At 26.7% G+C, this 21159-nt stretch carries 18 protein-coding genes; 3 read left to right on the plus strand and 15 right to left on the minus strand.

What is annotated here, in order from left to right; all coding sequences use genetic code 11:
* Positions 1–46: 46 nt before the first annotated feature.
* Positions 47–1381, minus strand: a complete 1335-nt coding sequence (gene miaB / locus CSBG_RS08895) for a tRNA (N6-isopentenyl adenosine(37)-C2)-methylthiotransferase MiaB (RefSeq protein WP_008678840.1) — start codon at positions 1379–1381, stop codon at positions 47–49.
* A gap of 227 nt (positions 1382–1608) precedes the next feature.
* Between miaB and CSBG_RS08900 the strand changes: the two genes are divergently transcribed.
* Positions 1609–2328, plus strand: a complete 720-nt coding sequence (locus CSBG_RS08900) for a ferritin-like domain-containing protein (RefSeq protein WP_008678842.1) — start codon at positions 1609–1611, stop codon at positions 2326–2328.
* A gap of 92 nt (positions 2329–2420) precedes the next feature.
* Here the strand turns inward: CSBG_RS08900 and CSBG_RS08905 are convergent, their stop codons facing one another.
* From CSBG_RS08905 to CSBG_RS08955, 11 genes are all read right to left on the minus strand, one after another.
* Entirely contained in the window at positions 2421–3332 is a 912-nt protein-coding gene (locus CSBG_RS08905) for a GNAT family N-acetyltransferase (protein WP_008678843.1), read from the minus strand.
* Between the two features lie 119 nt (positions 3333–3451).
* The gene (locus CSBG_RS08910; protein ID WP_008678844.1) at positions 3452–5359 is read right to left on the minus strand and encodes a bifunctional 4-hydroxy-3-methylbut-2-enyl diphosphate reductase/30S ribosomal protein S1; all 1908 of its coding nucleotides are present in this window, start codon (positions 5357–5359) and stop codon (positions 3452–3454) included.
* 78 nt (positions 5360–5437) lie between these two features.
* Positions 5438–6091: a (d)CMP kinase gene (cmk, locus tag CSBG_RS08915; RefSeq protein WP_008678845.1), complete on the minus strand. Its 654-nt coding sequence runs from the start codon at positions 6089–6091 to the stop codon at positions 5438–5440.
* A gap of 78 nt (positions 6092–6169) precedes the next feature.
* The gene (locus CSBG_RS08920; protein WP_008678846.1) at positions 6170–7393 is read right to left on the minus strand and encodes an NAD(P)/FAD-dependent oxidoreductase; all 1224 of its coding nucleotides are present in this window, start codon (positions 7391–7393) and stop codon (positions 6170–6172) included.
* A gap of 125 nt (positions 7394–7518) precedes the next feature.
* Complete coding sequence (locus CSBG_RS08925) at positions 7519–8415, minus strand: MurR/RpiR family transcriptional regulator (RefSeq protein ID WP_008678847.1); 897 nt, start codon at positions 8413–8415, stop codon at positions 7519–7521.
* 149 nt (positions 8416–8564) lie between these two features.
* A complete protein-coding gene (locus tag CSBG_RS08930; RefSeq protein ID WP_008678848.1) occupies positions 8565–9107 on the minus strand; it encodes a class I SAM-dependent methyltransferase in 543 nt (180 codons plus the stop codon).
* Between the two features lie 8 nt (positions 9108–9115).
* A complete protein-coding gene (locus CSBG_RS08935) occupies positions 9116–9844 on the minus strand; it encodes a pseudouridine synthase (RefSeq protein ID WP_008678849.1) in 729 nt (242 codons plus the stop codon).
* A 127-nt stretch (positions 9845–9971) separates the two neighbouring features.
* Positions 9972–10403 carry a MarR family transcriptional regulator gene (locus CSBG_RS08940; RefSeq protein ID WP_008678850.1) on the minus strand — a complete coding sequence of 144 codons (432 nt, stop codon included), beginning with the start codon at positions 10401–10403 and terminating at the stop codon, positions 9972–9974.
* Positions 10404–10508: 105 nt separating this feature from the next.
* A complete protein-coding gene (locus CSBG_RS08945) occupies positions 10509–10982 on the minus strand; it encodes a glutathione peroxidase (protein ID WP_008678851.1) in 474 nt (157 codons plus the stop codon).
* 18 nt (positions 10983–11000) lie between these two features.
* Positions 11001–11546 (minus strand): glutathione peroxidase, encoded by a 546-nt coding sequence (locus tag CSBG_RS08950; protein WP_008678852.1) that lies wholly within the window; start codon positions 11544–11546, stop codon positions 11001–11003.
* Positions 11547–11712: 166 nt separating this feature from the next.
* On the minus strand, positions 11713–12030 hold the full coding sequence (locus CSBG_RS08955; RefSeq protein WP_035285246.1) for a helix-turn-helix domain-containing protein: 318 nt from the start codon (positions 12028–12030) through the stop codon (positions 11713–11715).
* Positions 12031–12203: 173 nt separating this feature from the next.
* Here CSBG_RS08955 and CSBG_RS08960 point away from each other — a divergent pair, with 173 nt between their 5' ends.
* Positions 12204–12860 carry an NAD(P)H-dependent oxidoreductase gene (locus tag CSBG_RS08960; RefSeq protein WP_008678856.1) on the plus strand — a complete coding sequence of 219 codons (657 nt, stop codon included), beginning with the start codon at positions 12204–12206 and terminating at the stop codon, positions 12858–12860.
* A gap of 86 nt (positions 12861–12946) precedes the next feature.
* Here CSBG_RS08960 and CSBG_RS08965 read toward each other — a convergent pair whose 3' ends face one another.
* The 3 genes from CSBG_RS08965 to CSBG_RS08975 all read right to left on the minus strand — a co-directional run bounded on the left by CSBG_RS08965 (position 12947) and on the right by CSBG_RS08975 (position 18676).
* Positions 12947–15286, minus strand: coding sequence for a glycoside hydrolase family 31 protein (locus CSBG_RS08965; protein WP_008678858.1), 2340 nt, complete (start codon positions 15284–15286; stop codon positions 12947–12949).
* Positions 15287–16349: 1063 nt separating this feature from the next.
* Positions 16350–16700 (minus strand): PqqD family protein, encoded by a 351-nt coding sequence (locus CSBG_RS08970; RefSeq protein ID WP_008678859.1) that lies wholly within the window; start codon positions 16698–16700, stop codon positions 16350–16352.
* A gap of 17 nt (positions 16701–16717) precedes the next feature.
* Complete coding sequence (locus CSBG_RS08975) at positions 16718–18676, minus strand: oligopeptide transporter, OPT family (RefSeq protein WP_008678860.1); 1959 nt, start codon at positions 18674–18676, stop codon at positions 16718–16720.
* 336 nt (positions 18677–19012) lie between these two features.
* Here CSBG_RS08975 and CSBG_RS08980 point away from each other — a divergent pair, with 336 nt between their 5' ends.
* Entirely contained in the window at positions 19013–20833 is a 1821-nt protein-coding gene (locus CSBG_RS08980; protein WP_008678861.1) for an LTA synthase family protein, read from the plus strand.
* Positions 20834–21159: the final 326 nt, after the last annotated feature.

Consider the following 21159-nt stretch of genomic DNA (forward strand, 5'->3'; position numbering starts at 1 on the left):
AGAAGTTATACATAAATATATAACTTCTTTAATGATCTTGCTCTAATTATTTTACTTCCCCAACAAGAGAAAATGGTTGTGCTCTCACTATCTTAACATTTACTAAATCCCCAGCTTTAACATTTTCACCTGAGAAGTTAACTAATTTTCCATTTCTTGTTCTTCCAGTTAACTTAGTTGCATCATTTTTGCTAGGACCTTCAACTAATACCTCTACAGTTTTTCCTTCATAAACCTTATTGCTCTTTATAACGCCTTCATTAACAACTTTAATAAGCCTATCAAATCTATGATGCTTATCAGCATCTGGAACTTGATTTAACATCATATCAGCAGGAGTATTATTTCTTCTTGAATATATAAATGTAAATGCTGAATCATATCCAACTCTTTCAACTAAATCTAATGTATCTAAGAAGTCCTCTTCTGTTTCTCCTGGGAAACCAACTATAATATCAGTTGTTAATGATACATCAGGAATTTCTCTTTTTATCATATCAACTAACTCTAAATAATATTCCTTAGTATAATGTCTATTCATCTTTTTAAGAATCCTATCAGATCCACTTTGTACTGGTAAGTGAATTTGTTCACATAACTTATCACATTCTTTTATAGCTAAAATAACATCTTTGTTTAAATCCTTTGGATGAGATGTCATAAATCTAACTCTTTCTAACCCATCAACTTCATTTATTTTTCTTAATAGCTTAGCAAAATCAATATCTTCCTCTAAGCCTTTTCCATAAGAGTTAACATTTTGACCTAAAAGAGTTATTTCCTTGTATCCCTTTGATACTAAATCTTTTATTTCATTTATAATATCTTCTGATTTTCTACTTCTTTCTCTTCCTCTAACATATGGAACTACACAGTAAGTACAGAAGTTATTACATCCATACATTATAGTAACAAAAGCTTTAACATCACTTTCTCTATCTATTGGAAGACCTTCTACTATTTCAGATTCTTTATTGAATATTTCTTTAACTTGAACCCCTTCTGTTTTAACTCTATTTAAATATTCTGGGAACTTATATGCATTATGTGTTCCAAATATTATATTAACATGAGGGAACTTTTTAAGTATTTTATCTGCCATTCCTTCTTGTTGCATCATACAGCCACATACTGCAATTATTAAATCAGGATTTTTCTTTTTTAAGTGCTTTAACTCTCCCAAATTACCAAAAACCTTATTTTCTGCATTTTCTCTTACACAACAAGTATTATATATTATAATGCCAGCTTCTTCTATTGATTCAGTTTTAGTATATCCTACACTTTTAAGCATACCTGATAACTTTTCCGAATCCTCTTCATTCATTTGGCATCCCCAAGTTTCTATGTAATATTTTAATTCTTTAATTTCTTCCTTCATAAGTATTCTCCTTTTTAGAAATATATTTTCCCCAATAACATTATAATAAATATTTAATTATTTTTAAATAGCTAAACATTTATTATTATTAAATATTTATTCACTATATTTTAATTCATTTTATTTAGTAATAATTTTAAAAATAATGAGCATTAAGTATATCCATTTAATCTCATATTAATATAATATATAAAGCATATTTAATCGTAGGAGGATTATTAATATTTATGGATGAATTACAAAATAACCAAAAACCTCATCCGCAATTATCTTTAGCTCTTGATGAGATAAGAAAAGCTGTTCAAGGAGAAAGAGAAGATGAGTTGTTTTATGACTATTTAATTAGTTTAGCCCCTACAAAAGATGAGAAAGAAATAATTGAGTCAATTAGAAATGATGAACGTAAGCATAATCAACTTTTTAGAAAAATTTATAAAGACTTTACTGGTAATGAGATTAATACGATGAATGAAGAAAACTTAAAAAAACCATCATCTTTTATGGATGGGATAAGAACAGCTTTATTTGGTGAGTTAAAAGCTGTAGATAAATATAAAGCAATTAGAAGAGCACTTCCAATTGGAGCATATAAAGATATGTTATTTGATATTATTATGGATGAATTAAAACATGCTTCAAAGTATAACTATTTATTTACATTAAATAATACTAATAAGTCATCAAAAAATAGGGATTCTCTTCAAGAGGATACATCTAAATTTACTCCAGACGATTGGGTTAAATATATTACTCCATTAGTTGATCGTGCTTTAATGGAATCAAAAGAAGGTATAAATCCTGAACATTTATATCAAGAATTTATTTTATCAGGTGTACTTGTTGGTTTGGGAAAAGCGCCTGAAGAAGCTATTAATCAAGTTGAAAAGTGGGAAAAAACAGGAGAGTCTAAACTATTAGCTAAGAGTAAAATGTCAAGATTTTATTAATTAATTTATTAATATTATATTATGAATCTTTAAGACAAAAAGAAAAACTTGATTATTAGCTTATATAATGATCCAGTTTTTCTTTAGTGATATCATTCTCTTTCCCAAATTACTATCTTATATTTTTCTTTAAATCCAATCCACTTATATAAATTAATAGCATTTATGTTAGTACAGTCTACCCTAATAGCTAAGTTTTTTATTCCTGACTTTTTAGCATATAAAATTATTTCATGTAATAATAATTTCCCTAAACCAATACCTCTAAAGTCATTAACTATTCCGAAATTTACTATTGTAAACATTTCTCTATTAAATATTATTTGACCATATCCAATATATGAGTTGTTAATCATTCCAAATATACATAAATCTTTTAGAAAGTAATCTTGTGTCATGTCATTATATATATCCTCAACAGTTAAAGGTCTTCTATTCCATTCACCAAATATATCATTTTGAATATTACACCTTAGTTCTTCATCCTTTCCTACTACTAATTTTCTAGTAGAAAATAAAGTTTTAGAATTAATGTTCTTACTCCAATGTAATTTCGTAACCATCTCATTATAGACTTCATAAATTCTATCAGTATTACTGTAATCCTCTATATTCATTTCCATTAATGAAGTATACTTAATTTTTTTGAACCCTAACCTTTCTAAAATTATAGAGTTTTCTACATTGTCTATTGCTTCATAAGAAAGGGTACTATTGTCAAAATAAGATAATGTAGATTTATTTATTAGATTTATATAATTTGAATCTATATATAATGCCCAAACCCTAATATAATTATCCATTGGTGCTTCGTACCATATATATCCAATATCAGTATTATTTAATTTTATAATTCTCATAAATTTTCTATATAAAAATTTTATTAAGAAATTTTGATTATTATAGCATTTAAAGAAATCTTTATCATAATTTTCATGTTTCATGCTCTTAGAATAAAGTCCTTTAAAAGATTCCATATTGTTTAATGTCAATTTCTCTAACATTACTGCAAACCCCTTTTATTCTCTATATAAATTAGTATACTTCTTCCATAATATTCTGGTCAAGATAATAATAAAAGACACACATATAATTTATATGTGTGTCTTAATAAATATATTACTTACTCAGCATCCTTTATACTTAATGCTATTTTTTTATTTTCTGCATCTACTGAAAGGATTATTGCTTTTACTTCATCACCAATCTTTAAAACATCTCCAGGATTATTGATTCTATCATGAGTTATTTTAGAAATATGAACTAATCCATCTACACCTGGTTCTAACTCAACAAAAGCACCAAAATCACTAATTCTTACTACTTTTCCTAAAACTGCAGATCCTTCTGGATATTTTTCTTCTATATTGCTCCATGGTTCTGGAGTTAAAGCCTTTATACTTAAAGAAAGTCTATTATTTTCTCTATCTGCTTCTATTATCTTAACATCAATAATTTGTCCTTTTTTAAGAACGCTTTCTGCTGATTTTACGTGACTCCATGATATTTGAGATAAATGTATTAATCCATCTACTCCGTTTATATCAGCAAATGCTCCAAAATTTGTAAATCTCTTAACTTCAGCCTTTACAACATCACCAACGTTTATATTTTCCCAAGCAGCATCTTCTTTAACTTTTTTCTCTTCTTCTAATATAATTCTTCTTGATGCAACTATCTTTGAAGGGTTATCTAATGAGAAGTCGATTAGTCTTACTTCTAAATTTTCTCCTATTAAATTGCTTCTATCATTTGAAAATCTTATATCAACTTGAGAAGCTGGTATAAATATTCTAACACCCTTATAATACCCTATTATTCCTTTTTCCTTGGCATCCTTTATTTTAACTGAAAATACTTCTTTATTATTAAATATACTTTCAAGCTCATTCAATACAGATTTCTTTTCATATTCTAATCTTGAAAGTACTACATTTCCATCTTCATTTTTAAGCTTTATAACTTTTGCAGTTATTTCATCTCCAATTTTTAATGAAGAAAGATATGATTCTAAGTTTTCTTCTGAAGTAAGTTCTTTAAATGGAATAACTCCATCTGATTTATATCCAACAAGAGAAATAACTAGTTCTTCTCTTCCAATTGATAGAATTCCACCTTTTATTTCGTCTCCAATTCTAAATCTTCTATCCATTTCTTCCATTAGCTTCAATTGATCTTCCATATTAATCTTTCCCTCCATAATATCAATTACTTCTTTTATTATCCAGTCAGGAGTAGATGCTCCAGCAGTAACTCCAACAACTTTCCCTTTATTTTCTTCTATGAACTCTTTAGTAAGTTCTTTAGCATTTTCAACATGAATTGTATTTGGACAATTAGCTTTTGCTATTTGATAAAGTTTAGTCGTATTAGAACTATTTCTTCCTCCAATTACAATCATAGTATCAACATTTTGAGATAATTCATTAGCACTTTTTTGTCTTACTTCTGTAGCAGAACAAATTGTGTTAAATGCTAATAATTCCTTAGAATTAGAAGATAAATTATTTAATGTCTTTTTCCAAGTTTCTTCTTTTTCTGTAGTCTGTGATACAACACAAATCTTTTTAGGAAGTTCTTCTTCGAAAGTACCATCTTTTGTTATTATAGCACTATCATTACACCATCCATTTATTCCAATAACTTCTGGATGCTTGTCATCCCCTAATATAACAATATTATATCCTAAATCTGAATATTTATTAACTTTCTTATGGATATTAGTTACATATGGACATGTTGCATTTACTACTACAAGACCTTTTTCTTCTAAAGTATTTACAACTTTTTTTGTAACTCCATGAGATCTAATTACTATTACATCTCCTTTTTCTAGCTTATCAATTTCGCTAAAATCAATTGAATATATATCATTTTTCTCTAAATATCTAACTACATCATTATTATGTATTAAAGGTCCTAATGTATATATCTTCTTATCATATTGTTTTTTTACCTTAAGTGCTTCTTCTACGGCTCTTTGTACACCGAAGCAGAATCCTGCACTTTCAGCTAATACAACTTTATTCATATTAATTCTCCTAAGTTTAATTACATATTATATTTTAAGTATATTATATTTTTAAATGTTTAGACTATAATATTCTTATTAAATATTATTTTTTATATTTAAACATATTTTTTCTGTTACTTCTGAAATTGATAATCCTGTTGTATCAATTTCAATGGCATCATCTGCTTTCTTTAAAGGATCAACTTCCCTATTACTATCTATATAATCTCTTTTTATTATATCTTCAAGTATATTAGAGTAATCAACGGTTAATCCTCTATCTTTTAACTCCTTATATCTTCTTTCTGCTCTGGCTTCTGGAGTTGCAGTTAAGAAAAATTTAAATTTAGAATCTTTTAGTACTACTGTACCAATATCTCTTCCATCCATTATAACATCAAATTTATTTGACATATCTCTTTGTAATTTAACTAATTTAGATCTTACTTCTTGAATTGAAGCATATTTAGATACTATTGCACTTATTTCTGGCATTGTTATTTGTTCTTGAACATTAATGTCATTTAAAATTAAATCATCATTTTCAAATCTCATTTCAAGCGTATCTATTAAATTACATAATCCTTCAATATCTGTATCTTCTATATTATTTTCTCTTGCAACTAAAGCTACAGCTCTGTACATTGCTCCTGTATTTATGTACATTAAATTAAATTCCTTGGCAACTAATTTAGCAATTGTGCTTTTCCCTGCCCCTGCTGGTCCATCTATAGCAACTGATATTCTCAAAATAATATTCCACCTTTCGTATTTGAAAAACATTTTCATATAAATTATATTATTATTATCTATTTTTAACAAGTAATTTTATGTATTACTTCCTGCTAAAAAGCCTGTAGATAATGCAATTTGAACATTATACCCTCCAGTAAAGGCATCGACATCTATAACTTCCCCAGCAAAAGATAAATTTGATATTATTTTAGATTTCATAGTAGAAGGATCAATTTCTAAAGTATCTACTCCACCTGATGTTACTATTGCTTCTTCTATAGGTCTGAGCTTCATTACTTTCAATTTGATTCCCTTTATTAAATTCACAAGATTTTTTCTTTCTTCTTTTGTTATTTCATTTACCTTCTTATTTTCCGATATTTCAGAAAGCTCAATAATAATTGGTATAAGTTTTTTAGGAAGTAATTCATCTAGTGAATTTTTAAAATCTTTATTAATAAATTTTTTGAAATCCTTTTGAATCCTCTTATCTAGTTCTTCATTTGATAAAGCAGGCTTTAAATCTAAGTTTATGTTATAATTGCCATTATTAGTTATGTATCTTGAACCCTTAAGTATAAGAGGTCCAGATACACCGTAACTTGTAAATAGCATTTCTCCTTGATCTTTATATAAAGGTTTCTTAACTTTTTCATCAAAAATTGATATTTCTATATTTTTAAGAGTTAATCCCGATAAATCCTTAACCCAATTGTTTTTTATCTCAATAGGAACTAATGATGGATTTAATTCTGTTATATTGTGTCCTAACTTTTTAGAAAACTTTAAACCATCTCCTTTAGAACCTGTTAATGGGTAAGAAACCCCCCCTGTAGCAATAATAAAATAATCAGCCTTTAAAAGATATTCATCATTTACTTTTACAGATTCTATTTTACCTTCTTTTAAATTTATATCAGTAACTTTACTATTTAATTTTACTTCAACATTATTTTTTGAAAGTTCATTTGATAAACCTTTTATTATATCAGAAGATTTATCTGAAAAAGGAAATACGCGACCTCCACGTTCAGCCTTTAACTTTATTCCTTGGGATTCAAAAAAATTAATTGTATCTTCATTTGTATATGTATATAATGCACTATATAAAAAATGAGGATTACCTGGTATATAATCAAAAAACTCTGATATATCCTTAATATTTGTAACATTACATCTTCCCTTACCTGTAATAAATAACTTTTTACCTAACTTTTCATTAGCTTCTAATAATATAACATCATTATTATTTTTAGATGCTGTTATAGCTGCCATCATTCCTGCTGGTCCAGCTCCTATAACTATTACTTTTTTCATTATAATCCTCCTGATGCATTATTTTGTCATAATAAATATATCATTTTAATATCTTTAATTCAATATAACAAGCAATTAAAAAGTGCTAAGAAATGCTTAATAAACATAACTTAACACTCTTATTATTAATCGTCTCCAACATTTTTATTGTTATAAGAATATACATTATAATCTTTCCAAATTAATTCAAGATTGTTAAATGTATCTGTAATACTTTGTTTTTCTCTCATACCTACAGCGATTATTAATGCATTAATTACAGATAAAGGTGCTACAAGTGAATCAACAAATGATGCCATATTACTTTGAGCTATTAATGCATAATCTGATTTAGAAGCTAATGGAGATAAAAGACTATCTGTAATTGCTACAACATCAGCTCCTCTATCTTGTGCAAATGCAAGTGCATCTATAGTTCTAGACGCATATCTTGGAAACCCTATACCTATTACCAAGTCTCCTTCTTCCACATTAATCATTTGTTCAAATATATCAGAAATTCCATAGCCCACTGTCTTAACATTTTGCAAAATAATATTTAAGTAGAAACCTAAAAACTCAGCCAAAGCAGTTGAACTTCTAAGTCCTATAATATATATTCTTTTAGCTTCAAATATCTTATTAACAACTTCTTCAAATGTATTATAATTTATCTTTTCAAGAGTTGCTCTTATATTTTCCATATCCGCCTTAAGTACACCTTTAAGAGCATATCCCTCACTAACATAATCATTGGATAGTTCCAATCTTTGAACTGTTGTCAGTTTATTTTTTATTAATTCTTGTAATGCTTTTTGAAGCTTAGGATAGCCAGAAAAACCTAATTCATTAGCAAATCTAACTACTGTTGACTCTGAAACCCCAACAGAGACCCCTAATTTTGCTGCAGTCATAAAAGCAGCCTTATCATAATTTTTTAAGATATATTCTGCAATTAATTTTTGTCCTTTACTTAATCTTGAAAATCTTGCTTGTATTAATCGCATTAAATCTTTTGAGTTTTCATTCAGATTATTATCCATCCGTATCCCTTCTTTTCGTTAAACTTAACAACTTTTACTTATAAACCTATATTTATATATTATCACTTTTTGAATAATTCATCAATAATCATTTCATTTTATTATATATTTCTTATAAAAACTTGTAATAAATTGTAAAGTTGTCAATTTTATTTTTTCTCTATAACTACAAGTAAAGGTGAGATATCTTCACGGTTTAGATATGATTGAACCATGACTCCAAACTTATTTTTAGGTAAATTTTTTAAATACTCCAAAATGCAAGATTCTTCAATTTTACCTTCATAATGGCCTCTATAAATACATATTGTCATTAATCCACCACTATTTAAAATCTTAAGCCCTTCTTTTATACTTTCTAAAGATGTATTATGTAATGTAGTAATTTCCTTATCTCCTCCAGGTAAAAAACCTAAGTTATACATTATACAATCAACATTTTCATCAATGTATTTCTTTAATAAATGATGAGAATCGTTTATTATTTCTACATTTTTAATTTCTTTTAGTTTGTAATTATCACAAGCTTGATTTTGTATATCAAAAGAATAAACTTTTTCAAATATACTAGATAAAAAATCAGTATCGTGTCCATTGCCCAATGTTGCATCTATAGCTATCTTTTTATTTAACACAAAATCCTTTACTATATAATGCGATAGATCACTTATATTTCCTACATATCTGTACATATTTCCCCCTATAATGAATTAATATAATTTAACTCATCTTCAGTTAAATTTCTCCATTCTCCTCTTTTCAAATAACCTAATTTTATATCTCCTACAGCTACTCTTTTTAATGTTATAACTTCATGACCAAGTGCAGAACACATTTTTCTTATTTGTCTATTTTTCCCTTCATGAATTATAATTTCAACTAAGGAATTAACTGTATTAGTCTTTTTATCCTTCTCTTTATCAATAAGCTTTATTTTTGCATTAGCAGTTATGTACCCACCTATATCAATTCCATTTTCAAATTTTTTAATTTCTTCATCAGAAAATACACCTTTACATAATGCTATATATTTCTTTTCAACTTCAACTCTTGGATGTATTATTTTATTATATATATCACCATCATTAGTTAATAAAATTAATCCTGAACTATCATAATCTAATCTTCCTATAGGATATATTCGTTCATTAACTTTTACTAAATCTAATATAGTTTTTCTACCTTTTTCATCTTTTACAGAAGTTATATATCCTTCTGGCTTATTTAACATTATGTATAGCTTATTTTCTTCAGGGAGTATTCTTTTCCCATTATAAAATACTTTATCTTTATAAGGATCTATCTTTACCCCTAACTCATTTACAACCTTATCATTTATTTTTACTTTACTACTTAATATGATTTCTTCACATTTTCTTCTAGATGCTACACCACATCTAGCCATATATTTTTGTAATCTTTCTTCCATTATTAATCACTCCGTTTTTTTAATAAACACCTAATATAGTACTCTAGTATAAGGTTTTATGCAATAAATTTGTTTATATAAAAATAGAGCATATTTAATTTAAAAATTAAATACACTCCATTTAAAGTTATTCTAAATTCTTAAGTAATTCATCTAAATTTCTTTTTAAATCAATAGCTTTTTCCTTTGAGATATTAATATTACACATCATCTTACTTGGAACATCTTTTGCTTTTTCTTGAAGATCAGAGCCCTTTTTAGTCAATTCAGCTATAACAACTCTATCATCATTTTTGTCTCTATATCTAGTTATAAGCTCCATTCCTTCTAACTTTTTTAGTAATGGTGTTAAAGTTCCAGAATCTAAATGTAATCTATTTCCAAGATGTTTTACAGTTGCTTTTCTTTCTTCCCACAATACAAGCATTACTATATATTGAGTATAAGTAAGATTGATTTTATCTAATATTGGCTTATACAGTTTTATTATTTCTCGTGATACGGCATAAAGAGAAAAGCATATTTGATTATCTAACTTTAGATTATTATATTCATTCATATTATTCACCTACAATATAAATATCAAATTTAATTTTATTAAATTAAATTGATTTTACATTTTTAAAGCTCTTATGTCAATATCTATTATAAACGTAATTTATATTTATAATAGTTTTTCTATGTCTGTTTTTATTTTTAAAGGAGAGGTTGTTGGAGAATATCTTTTTATAACATTCCCTTCTTTGTCAATTAAAAATTTAGTAAAGTTCCACTTAATATCTTTCGTTAATAATCCTTTTTCTTGTTCTTTTAAATATTTATATATAGGATGAGTATTACTTCCATTAACATCTATTTTTTCAAACATATTAAATGTAACTCCATAATTTATTTGACAAAAGTTCTTAACTTCTTTATTCTCTCCTGGCTCTTGATTTAAAAATTGATTACATGGAAAACCTAATATTTCTACACCTGAATCTTTATATTCTTTATAGAGTTCTTCAAGATCTTTTAATTGAGGGGTAAAGCCGCATTTACTTGCTGTGTTAACAACTAAAATTACGTTTCCTTTATAATCGCTCATATTTATTTCTTTTCCATCTATATTTTTTGCAGAATATTCATAAAAGCTCATGAAATTATCTCCTTTTAATTATAGTAATTTCTTTATATTTTCAACCATATCAAGAGGATCTACTGTTGGTTCGAATCTTCCTGCAACATTCCCTTCTCTATCAATAAGAAACTTTGTAAAATTCCACTTTATTGAATCATCAATTAAGTATTCTGGGAATTTTTCATTTAATATACTATTTAATAGTTTTCCATTTGGTTTAGTTAAATCAAATCCTTTAAACTTTTCTTTTTCACATAAAAATTTAAATATTGGATGTGCAGTAAGGCCTCTTACGTCTATCTTTTCAAATAATTTAAATGTTACTCCATAATTTATTTCACAAAAGCTTTTAACTTCCTTGTTATTTCCAGGTTCTTGTTCTAAAAATTGATTACAAGGGAATCCCAATATTTCTAATCCACTTTCATTAAATTCTTTGTGCAATTTCTCTAAATCTGCATATTGAGGAGTAAAACCACACTTACTTGCAGTATTAACTACTAAAATTACCTTTTCTTTATAGTTACTCATATTTATTTCTTTTCCATCAATATCTTTAGCATTAAAATCATAAAAATTCATTTAATATTCCTCCATTTATTTTGCATTGTTTAAAATTTAATTTTATACAATTAATATTCTTGTACTTATATTATCTCTTTTTATATTATAAGTCAACTTAAATTCACAAAAAAACATTTTAAATTGTATAAAATAAAAAATAATGTATATTCATCAATGATATACATTATTTTTTATTAATTTCACTTTTAACCTTATTTCCCCACTCTTCTAATGAATGTATTATTGGACAAATAGATTTTCCAAGCTTTGTTAAAGAATACTCTACATGTGGAGGTATTTCATTAAATTGTTTTCTTTCTATTATTTTATATTCAACAAGTTCACGAAGGCATCTTGTTAGCATTAAACTAGATATACCATCTACATTTTTTTCTAATTGATTAAAACGTATGCTTTCATTTTTCCAAATTTCTATCATTATTTTTAGTTTCCACTTTCCTGATAATATATCTAAAGCATATTTAACATCTTCTTCGTTTATTTCTTTTTTTCAATATAATTACTCATAATTTAGCCTCCATTACTTACTTTTTTGTAACTAACTAAAGAAAACTTGCCTACTTGTTTTGAGATACCTTATTCATTATACTACTTTATATATTATAATTTAAATTGTAAAGTTTATAAATATTAATTAATAAAGGAGAGTTTAATATGAACAATACTGAAATTTTAAATGCTTTAAATAATAGATATGCTTGTAAAGAATTTGATAAAAATAAAAAAATCAATGATGAAGACTTAAATTTAATACTTGAAAGTGGTAGATTATCTCCAAGCTCAATTGGTATTGAACCTTGGAAATTCTTGGTTATATCTAATGAAGACTTAAAAAATGAATTAGCTGCCGTTGCTTTAGGTGGCAAAAAACAAATTCCTTCTTGTAGCCATTTAGTAATACTTTTAAATAGAGCAGCAAATGATTTAAAAGCAGATTCTGAATATTTAAATAAATTATTCAATGAAGATAAACATTTACCAAAAGAAGTTGCAGATATAATGTTAAAGATGATAAAAGATGTAAATGATAATAGATTTAAAAATAATGAAAAAGAAATAAACCATTATTCAAGAGAACAAGTATACATTGCACTTGGTACAATGCTAACTACTTCAGCTTTAATTGGAATTGATTCATGCACTATAGGTGGATATGATGCTAAAGCTGTTATAAAAATATTAAGTGATAGAAATCTTCTAGATACTAATCACTTTAACATATCATGTATGCTAGCATTAGGATATAGAAATGAAAATCCTGCCCCTAAAACTAGAAGATCTTTTGAAGATGTAGTTGAATTTGTTAAATAATATACTTTTAATTTTATATATAAATAAAAAACTAAATACTTAAATAAAAGCTAGTAGATATTTCTAATTCTACTAGCTTTTATTTTTTACATATTCATTTCTATAGAATTATTATTTAAGCTAATTTCTTTACCGTTTAATGTTATTTTCTTATTTGTTTTTAAATTATTTATTATAAACTTAACTTTAGAATATTTTTTAATATAATTATTCTTATTTATTATAAATTTTATATCAATGCTTTCTTTATTAGATACAATTATTTCATATTCATTATATATTCCATTTCTATACTCGAAACTTTCACCATCATCATTATAATGAATATATTTAAACTCATTTTCTTCTTCGCTTAAATATAGGTTTAAAATTAGTTCATCACTCTCTTTTTCACCAATATAATTTTGTTCTATGCTCATTGGAATAATGGAATCTGCTTTTACAAATATAGGGCAAGTATTCAAAGGGGATTCTTTTATTATATATTGTCCTCCATTATAGCTTTCGCCAGTCCAAAAATCTATCCATGTACTTCCTTTTGGTAAGTAAACAAGTTTTTGTCTCATACCTTGTTCAACTACTGGAGATACTAAAATACTATCTCCACAAAGGAATTCGTCATTTACTTCATAAGTATTCTTATCACTTTGATATTCAAATAGAAGAGGTCTAATAATTGGTGATCCAGTATTTTCACACTTCCACATTAAATCATATAGATAAGGTATTAACTTATAACGAAGATTTATATATTTTTTATTAATTTCCTCTGTTTCTTTATCAAATGCCCATGGTTCCTGATCTCTAGTTCCCATTGCTGAATGATTCCTAAATAATGGTGTAAATGTTCCTACTTGTACCCATCTACTTAATAACTCACCAGTACAATCATGTCCAAATCCCCCAACATCTGTTCCACAAAAACTCATTCCGCTTAAACCTAAATTCATTAACATAGGAATAGACATTCTCAAATGTTCCCATGTACTTTGATTGTCTCCAGTCCAAATAGTTGAATATTTTTGAGTGCCTGCATAGCATGCTCTTGTAACTACAAATGGCCTCTTATTTGTGGTTTCCTTTATTCCTTCATAAGTAGATTTACTCATCATATGCCCATATATATTATGTATTTCTTTATGAGTAACCTCTAACCCATCTTCATTAAAAACTACATCATCTGGTAATGGTCCATTAAAACTAGCTGGTTCATTCATATCATTCCATATTCCTGAAACACCTGCATCCATCATAATCTTTTGATTTTTTGCCCACCATTTTCTAACTTCCGAACTCATAAAGTTAGGATAAACTGAATCTCCTGGCCAAACTTTATTTTTATATACTATTCCGTCTTTGTCTTTTGCAAAATAGTCATTTTTCATTCCTTCATCATATATATTATATTCTTTATCTATTTTTACACCAGGATCTATAATTGTAACAACTTTAAATCCCATATTCTTAAGCTCATCAGTAAACTCATTTGGATTTTCAAATTTTTTATTATCCCAAGTAAATACTCTAAAACCATCCATATAATCTATATCTAAATATAATGTGTCACAAGGAATTCCCTTATCTCTAAAAGCTTTTGCTATCTCTAAAGCTCTTTCTTTAGGTGCATATGACCATCTACATTGTTGATATCCTAATGTCCACAATTGAGGAAGAGGAGTTTTTCCTGTAAGCTTTGTATATTCATTTACTACATTTTTTACTTCTGGTCCATATATGAAGTAATAATCTAAGTTACCTTCTACAGCTCCAAAATAATAGTATTCTGAATTTTCTTTTCCCATATCAAAATGACTTTCAAAATGATTGTCGAAGAATATTCCAAATGCTTCTTCATCTTTTAATGATATTAAAAATGGTATTGATTTATATAATTGCTCAAATGTTTCTCCATGAGGACTTGGATCATCAGTATTCCAATTTTTATAATGATAACCCTTCTTATTTAAAGATCCTGTTCTTTCTCCTAGACCATAAAAATACATATCATCTTCCATTGTCTTTGCTACATAAACCTTAAAATCTTGATGTCCATTTAAACTATGTCCTTCTTCAGCTGCAAGATCAAGATTATTTCCTCTTCTTTTAAATGGATTTCTTGTATCCCTATAATCCCTACATAAAACCTTTTCATTTTTATCGTAAATATCTATCTTAAAATTATCATTAACAACAATTTTTAATTTTTCTGTTAATATATTTAAAGTATATTCAGTTTTTTCTAGTGAAAAACTAGAACTTTCTATATTCAAATTTTCAACTGCCTTAGAGTTTCTCTCTTTTCTGTGAAATGGAACAAAAAAATTAACAACCCCATCATTAATAATTGTTATAGTAGCTTCATTTCTTTCATACTTTAATCTAATTTCTTTATTATTTACTTCATAGCCTAATAGTCTACCTAACATTAAATCACCCTCTATTCTTAATAATTATATTTTCCATAGTATATATGTTTCAACTATAATCTGCATAATTAAATATGTCCTATTTTAAACGTTAATTGTTTTAATTAACATAAAATAGATAAATTGAATTCACATATTATTATTTTGACTACAAGCATATTATAAAATAAATCTCTAACTATTTCTTGTATAATAACATCAATAAATATAACAAAATTGCTTTTTTTATATAATTATCCCTTTATACATTATATAGATATTTAATTTTATATTTTTCTTTTTATTAAATAAAAAAGGGGCTGTATCAAAATAAATTTTGATATTAGTAGATAAAAGAGATTACCAAATTAGAACTTTCATTTTTGCGAATATATAAATAATATAGAAAAATTTCTATTTAAGTTTAAAAACGTCTTTAATCAAGTAAAATCAATGGTTTAAAAGGGAGTCGCGAAACGCGACTCCCTTTATAGAAATAAGAGATTATCTTTTTTAATGAAATAAAGCTTACTTGAAATTGAATAAGTTTTATATTAAATAAATTTCTAAGATTGCGCCCTTTTTAGATTTATTTAAATAAATCTTTTAAAACTTCTTTCATATTCTTATTTACTTTAATAACTTTTTCATTGTTATTTATGTTATCTATCCTTTTTCTATATCTAGTGTACAAATAATTTATATAGTTTAAATTATCATTTATAGCAGAACAAAATATAAATATTACTAAAGGTGTTAGCTTAGGGACTTTCCATAATAAAACTCCTTTTAATTACTGATAATATATTATATTTAATTATTAATACTATTGTTATATTAATCTGTAAAATATTTGATTCAAATCCTGTAGCTTGCAAAGAATTCACTTCATATCCTATATGATACTCAAGACCTAAATAATATACTTTTTTATATTTTAAGCAAATTATACTTTAGTAGGTTGCGGGGTTCTTAGTCAATCCACTACTATTAATAAGATTTATTTAGTTATTATATAGTATAAACCTCTTTATTGGAGTACGAGCTTAAAAGAGCTAGAAATACTTACCTCTAGCTCTTTTTATTATATACTTTTCTTAAAATTTATCCAGTTTCTTTTATTTAAATAACGAATAAATAAAATTAATCTTTCATTAACAGGTTCACATTTTTCTCCAAATTTTTCTCTCATTTTTTCAACTATTTGAAGAATATTTTTATCACCGTCAATTAATCTCCAGACTTCACTTCCTAATTCATCTAGTTCTATATCAGTAATAGCCGGCTTTTTAAATAACTTTCTAGCTATTTTTTCTATTAATTTATCATGATGAAATATCAAATATACTCTATTATTTTTTTCTTCAAAAGCCTTGTGTTTCTTTACTGGTATATACAACAAGAAGTTTTCTTGCTTTTTACTATTATTAAACATTATTATTCTCCAATAATTTAATTAGCCTTACTTTCCTTTTTCTTATCACTTATAATATATTTATATACTAAATAAGTTAAAATTAAAAACATAACTAAAGCAAATTCTTTACTTTCAGCTAATACAGGTAATAACTTAGGACCTATTCCAACAACTTCATTAATTCCAAATCCTGTTAACCCAGCTACTAAAATACCAATCAAGGCATCTCCAGCAACTAATCCTGAAGAAATTAATATACCTTTTTCAACTTTTTCTTTCTTAACTTCTTCGTCATGTTTAAATTTCTTATCTACTATAACTCTAATTATACCACCAGCTAAAATACCAACGCTTAAATTTATTGGTAAGTATATGCCTAATGCAACTGGTAATACAGGTAGTCCTAATATTTCAATTGCAATACCTATTGCAGCTCCTACTAGAACTAAAGTCCATGGTAATTGTGCATCCATAACACCTTGGACAACCATTGACATTAGAGTTGCTTGTGGTGCCGGAAGACCAGCTTCTCCACCAATACCATAGATATTGATTAATAATAGCATTGCAGCTCCTCCAGCAATTGCTGATACTATTAATCCCATAATTAATCCAATTTCTATATTTTTAGGAGTTCCTCCTAAAATAAATGTAGTTTTTAAAGCTTGGGAAGTTCCTCCTGCAACAGCAGTTGCAACACAAGCTATAGCACCAGCGAGTAAAGCCATTATCATCCCCCTATTGCCAACAACTCCTATAGCTTTTAAAATTCCAGTTATAAACAATAAAGTTGCTATTGTCATACCAGATACTGGATTGTTAGATGCTCCAATAATTCCACATATTCTTGCAGATACAACAGAAAATAAAAATGAAAATAATACTGCTAATAAAGCTCCTATTGGATGGATACCTGTAATCGGTAACAACCAAGACAACAGAAACACTAATGTTGCACCTCCAATAACCCAAGTCATTGGTAAGTCTTTATCTGTTCTTTTTACATCTCCACCTGAAGCCTTCATTCCTGAAAAAGCAGCTTTCATTGATTTAACTATTATTGGAATTGATTTTCCAAGGCTTATAAATCCGCCTGCTGCAACAGCTCCAGCACCAATATATCTTATATATTCTCCCCTTATAGCACTTGCAGTCATCTCTGCAATTGGAACAGTTGCTGGGAATACTGCATTGACAGCTCCATCGCCAAAAAATTTAATTAATGGTATAAGTCCAAAATAAGCTATTGCACCGCCTGCAAACATATAAAGAGCAGCTTCTGTTCCAACTATAAAACCAACGCCTAGAAGTGAAGCTAAAGCATCAACTCCAAACATACTTTGAAATATAGATTTACCGTTTTGTGACATGTTTATCATCCATGTAGGACTTTCAGACCATAACAATAATCCACCTGATAAAAATTTATATATTCCACCACCAGTTAAACCAGTTATAACACTTTTAAGCCCAGTACCACCTACTGTTGAGTTAACAAGAACTTCAGATGCAGCCATACTCTCTGGGAATGCTAGCTTTCCGTGTTCTTCAACCATTAGATATTTTCTTAGAGGAATAACAAATAAAATCCCTAAGATCCCTCCTAGAATAGTAATAGTAACTATTTGTAATAATGTAATATCTCCATTCCATATAACGATAGCAGGTAATGTAAATACGATACCTCCAGCTAAAGATTCTCCTATTCCTGCTATTCCTGCTACCATATTTGATTCTAAAATACTTTTTCGTCCAAAGGCATATAATAGGGCTGTCCCAAGTATTGATGTAGGTATTATAGCTGCAATAGTCATACCTACCTTTAATGCTAAATATACATTTGCAGCTGCAAAAACTGCTGCAAATATGCATCCAACTACTATGGATGCTATAGTTAACTCTGGCAATGCATCCTTAACTGAAATATAAGGCGTGTAATTTTCTCCACTTATTCCACCATAAGCATCATGAGAGAGCTTATTTTTTTGTGACATAATGATTCCTCCCTAAATTAAATTATTTAATTTTAATTTTTATAAATCACATTGTATATTCTAGCAATATTTTTCTACTTTTTCCGTCAATAATTTATTAACTTTATTTTTTCACCCTACTAATTATCACCCTCATTATATAATATTATATTTTTCTAATAATTCTAATAATTCCTCCTTTAGAATAATTATACATTTGTAATTTAAAAGAGTAAATATAATACTTGTTAAAGTTGAATATTACTTTTTTTTGACATAATAATTTTTATATGGCGTTAATTCTATATTTAAGATAAAATAAATTGAAAAGAAATAGTTTATTTCGGAGGAAATCATATGAAAGAAAAATTTAAAAAAATAGTATTAAATAATTGGCTATTTATACTTATGGTATTGATACTTCAAGCAAAATCTATGCTTTTACTCTCAATGCTTAGAACTACAAATTCATCTAGTATAAATTTTTCAACTATGTATTTTGGAGTTCCTGCTATTGGAGCACATTTAGTTATAATAACATTAATATTAAGTATTATGTTCTTATTTAAATACAAGGGGAAAATGTGGACTGCATTAATAATTAATGTAATTATTACAATATTATTTATTGCAGATATATGGTACTACAGGAATAATGGAACATTCTTATCAATTAGACATTTGCTTCATCCAGAAATATTTAACCCTATTGGTAAAAATTTAATAAACTTTAGACCTGTAGATTTATTATTTGTTATAGATTTTATAGTGTTCTTTATCTTATTTAAATTTGATAAATTAAGAAAGTATAATGATAATTCAAGATTATCATTAAGAATTTTAAAAACTGCTATAGTATTTTCATTAAGTGCACTTATTATTTTTATTTCTCACTATATAATTGATATAAAAGGTACAATACCTGGACAATCATTTTTAAGATTATCTTGGGCCCCTTTTCAAACATTTAGTGATATGAGCCCTTTAGGCTATCATGGGTTTGATTTAAAATATTTTGTAGGAAGAAACAAAGAGTTATCTGATTTAGATATAAATGATGTACAATCTTGGATAAATAATAATAAAGAAGATATTCCAGATAATGAGTATTTCGGAATGCTTAAAGGAAAAAACTTAATTGCAATTCAAGTTGAATCATTAGAAAATTTTGTTATAAATAAAAAAGTTTATGGACAAGAAATTACGCCTACTTTAAACAAGCTGCTTTCTGGAAGTTTATATTTTGATAATATTTATGAGCAAAATAATTCTGGAACTAGCTCTGATTGTGATTTGATGGTTAATACATCTATTTTCCCTATCAGAGCAACTAGTACATTCCCAACATATCCTTGGACCAAATATAATAGTTTACAAAATATATTAAACAATGAAGGATATACAACAATTTCAACTCATGCAGAATTACCTGGAAGTTGGAACTGGGCCGAGCCTCATAAATCTTTTGGTGCTGATAAGCTATGGGATATAAATGAATTTAATATTGATGAGGTAATTGGACCAGGGCTATCTGATGAATCGTATTTAAAACAAATTGCAAATAAGATTAAATCAGAAAATCAACCATTTTATACTTTCATTGCTACTTTAACAAGTCATGGTCCATTTGAAATGCCAGAAGATAAAAAGTTATTAAATCTACCTAAGGAATTAGACGATAATATGTTAGGTGGTTATTTCCAAAGTGTAAGATACGCAGATGAAGCAATAAAGCTTTTTATTGAGGAACTTGAAAAGAATGGTCAATTAGATAATACAGTTTTAATGATATATGGAGATCATGGTGGTGTTCATAAATTCTATGAAGAAGAAATAAAAGATGCTCCATTAAATGAAAACTGGTGGCAAGAAAATGATAAGAAAATACCTTTTATAATTTATAATAAAGATTTAAAAGCTACCACTATATCTAAAGCTGGTGGACAAGTGGATTTCTTACCTACAATTTCTTATCTTTTAGGTGTTGAAAGATCTAAATTTGATAATACATCTATGGGGAGAGTCCTAGTTAATACAAATAGAAATGCAACAATATTAAACAATGGAGATATTATGGGCACTCCAAAAGATGAAAATGAAGAAAACCATTTAAAAGATGTATTCAAAATTGCAGATGATATAATTAAAGGAAATTACTTTAAAGTTATTGATAAATAAAACTATAAAAATGCATAAAAATACTGCCAATAATCTATTTACTTGGCAGTATTTTTTATTACTTCAAATTTATTTTTAATAAAGTCCTATTCAATTTTATAATTAAAAATTATTATTAGCCAATTAAACTCTTTAAAACATTACTAATAAATTAATTCATGATATAATATATATTATTTGCTAATTTTACATTATTTTACTTTAGAAGGTGATTGTTATAAAAAAAATTTATATCCTATCAATACTTAATATCCTTACTATTTTTCTAACTAAAGAAGTATTTTATATTTTTCTTATAAATTTACTATATATTCCCTTTTTATATG

It is taken from the genome of Clostridium sp. 7_2_43FAA (genome assembly GCF_000158375.2).
In the GTDB taxonomy this organism is placed as follows: Bacteria; Bacillota; Clostridia; order Clostridiales; family Clostridiaceae; genus Clostridium; species Clostridium tertium.

What these genes read in the sequence shown, in the direction of transcription:
- miaB (WP_008678840.1), bottom strand. Translation starts at nt 1,381, where the DNA reads ATGAAGGAAGAAATTAAAGAATTAAAATATTACATAGAAACTTGGGGA.
- CSBG_RS08900 (WP_008678842.1), top strand. Translation starts at nt 1,609, where the DNA reads ATGGATGAATTACAAAATAACCAAAAACCTCATCCGCAATTATCTTTA.
- CSBG_RS08905 (WP_008678843.1), bottom strand. Translation starts at nt 3,332, where the DNA reads ATGTTAGAGAAATTGACATTAAACAATATGGAATCTTTTAAAGGACTT.
- CSBG_RS08910 (WP_008678844.1), bottom strand. Translation starts at nt 5,359, where the DNA reads ATGAATAAAGTTGTATTAGCTGAAAGTGCAGGATTCTGCTTCGGTGTA.
- CSBG_RS08920 (WP_008678846.1), bottom strand. Translation starts at nt 7,393, where the DNA reads ATGAAAAAAGTAATAGTTATAGGAGCTGGACCAGCAGGAATGATGGCA.
- CSBG_RS08925 (WP_008678847.1), bottom strand. Translation starts at nt 8,415, where the DNA reads ATGGATAATAATCTGAATGAAAACTCAAAAGATTTAATGCGATTAATA.
- CSBG_RS08930 (WP_008678848.1), bottom strand. Translation starts at nt 9,107, where the DNA reads ATGTACAGATATGTAGGAAATATAAGTGATCTATCGCATTATATAGTA.
- CSBG_RS08935 (WP_008678849.1), bottom strand. Translation starts at nt 9,844, where the DNA reads ATGGAAGAAAGATTACAAAAATATATGGCTAGATGTGGTGTAGCATCT.
- CSBG_RS08940 (WP_008678850.1), bottom strand. Translation starts at nt 10,403, where the DNA reads ATGAATGAATATAATAATCTAAAGTTAGATAATCAAATATGCTTTTCT.
- CSBG_RS08945 (WP_008678851.1), bottom strand. Translation starts at nt 10,982, where the DNA reads ATGAGCTTTTATGAATATTCTGCAAAAAATATAGATGGAAAAGAAATA.
- CSBG_RS08950 (WP_008678852.1), bottom strand. Translation starts at nt 11,546, where the DNA reads ATGAATTTTTATGATTTTAATGCTAAAGATATTGATGGAAAAGAAATA.
- CSBG_RS08960 (WP_008678856.1), top strand. Translation starts at nt 12,204, where the DNA reads ATGAACAATACTGAAATTTTAAATGCTTTAAATAATAGATATGCTTGT.
- CSBG_RS08965 (WP_008678858.1), bottom strand. Translation starts at nt 15,286, where the DNA reads ATGTTAGGTAGACTATTAGGCTATGAAGTAAATAATAAAGAAATTAGA.
- CSBG_RS08970 (WP_008678859.1), bottom strand. Translation starts at nt 16,700, where the DNA reads ATGTTTAATAATAGTAAAAAGCAAGAAAACTTCTTGTTGTATATACCA.
- CSBG_RS08975 (WP_008678860.1), bottom strand. Translation starts at nt 18,676, where the DNA reads ATGTCACAAAAAAATAAGCTCTCTCATGATGCTTATGGTGGAATAAGT.
- CSBG_RS08980 (WP_008678861.1), top strand. Translation starts at nt 19,013, where the DNA reads ATGAAAGAAAAATTTAAAAAAATAGTATTAAATAATTGGCTATTTATA.